2 protein-coding genes are annotated in these 1,181 nt (G+C 63.5%); both read right to left on the bottom strand.

The features are described from left to right. Positions 1–268: 268 nt before the first annotated feature. Positions 269–676, bottom strand: a complete 408-nt coding sequence (locus tag ACFWXC_RS53040; protein ID WP_384491557.1) for a hypothetical protein — start codon at positions 674–676, stop codon at positions 269–271. Positions 677–795: 119 nt separating this feature from the next. Then, positions 796–1,181: hypothetical protein (locus ACFWXC_RS53045; protein WP_384491559.1), on the bottom strand; the 386-nt coding region annotated here is incomplete at its 5' end.

Below are 1,181 nucleotides of genomic sequence, written 5' to 3' on the forward strand. Positions count from 1 at the left end.
GTCCATCGCCCGCAGGTGTTGAACAGACACTCCGCAGTTCTCCTCGTGCCGGGGCCGGCCGTCGGCCCCGGCACGAGGGATACCCGGCACGGCACGAAGCCGACCCAGATGTTCGCCACCGAGGCGCCCGGCACGGCTCACGTGGTTCGCAACCGGGTGACCGTGACGGCCGCGTGACGGGTCGTGCCCGCCAGGACCTCCAACATCAAGCCGAAGGGCGAGATGGAAGCGTAGGTCTCGCCCTGAGCGGGCCGCCGCTCATCCAGCGTCAAGCAACGCGGGACAGCGTCGTCGCACCAGCCTCGCGGGCCTTCGACTCAAGGGCTTCGACCTCCTGGTCGGGGATGCCCATGAGCACGATCCGCTCGTTCTCGACCGTGGAGAAGATCACCCGATTTTTGAGGACCGATTCGCAGCCGATAGTGCGGTGGGCAAGCCGTGAGAAGTAGGTGATGCCCTTGTCGCTCGTGAGATCCAGCGGAACGCCCATATAGGGATCTCCCCTGCGGCGTCCCGCATTCGCGCTCTTGGCCTGAACCGAAGCATCCTGCCGCATCTCATCGAAGAGACGTTGCGGCTCAGGATCCGTAATCTCGAAGTCGGCGTATAGATCGATCGTTGTTTCTGCGCCGACTCTTCCCAAATACTCCCCCACTGCAGCCAGGAAGATTTCCATGTCGGCGTCGGTAGCCGATGTAATTTTCACGATGGTGGTCTTTCGTTAGCGTGATGGGACCGCCTGGGGGGCCAAGCTCCGAAGGGCCCGGCCCCCCAGGGGTCGCTAGAGGCTATCTGTCAACGGCGCGTCCCCCAGCGCCATGCTCTGCGGAACCCTGATTTGCCGAGGTTCCAGAGCCCACGCCGGACGCTGTAGTGGCCCTTGTCTCCGGCCCTGTTGTAGTGCCATCCCCAGTGGCCGCTCCATTCGATCCTGTTCTGATGGTTGCCCCAGTGAAGCGCCGGGCGCCCATCTCGCATGCAGAAGTATTTGCACTTCTTCGCGAAGAACAACCACTTCGTCGGCGTGTAATGGAAGAACGTCCGCGTGGCCCGATAGCCCCCCTTGATCCAGGACCACCGGCTACGTCCGTTGAGGTCGTAGGCGTTGATGGGGTCGCTGGGGTATACGTAGGCGTTTGCGTTGCCGCCGGGGACGGGGTCGATGGAGAGGAAGCGTCCGG

Source organism: Streptomyces sp. NPDC058683 (assembly GCF_042716195.1).
In the GTDB taxonomy this organism is placed as follows: Bacteria; Actinomycetota; Actinomycetes; order Streptomycetales; family Streptomycetaceae; genus Streptomyces.

What these genes read in the sequence shown, in the direction of transcription:
- ACFWXC_RS53040 (WP_384491557.1), bottom strand. Translation starts at nt 676, where the DNA reads ATGGAAATCTTCCTGGCTGCAGTGGGGGAGTATTTGGGAAGAGTCGGC.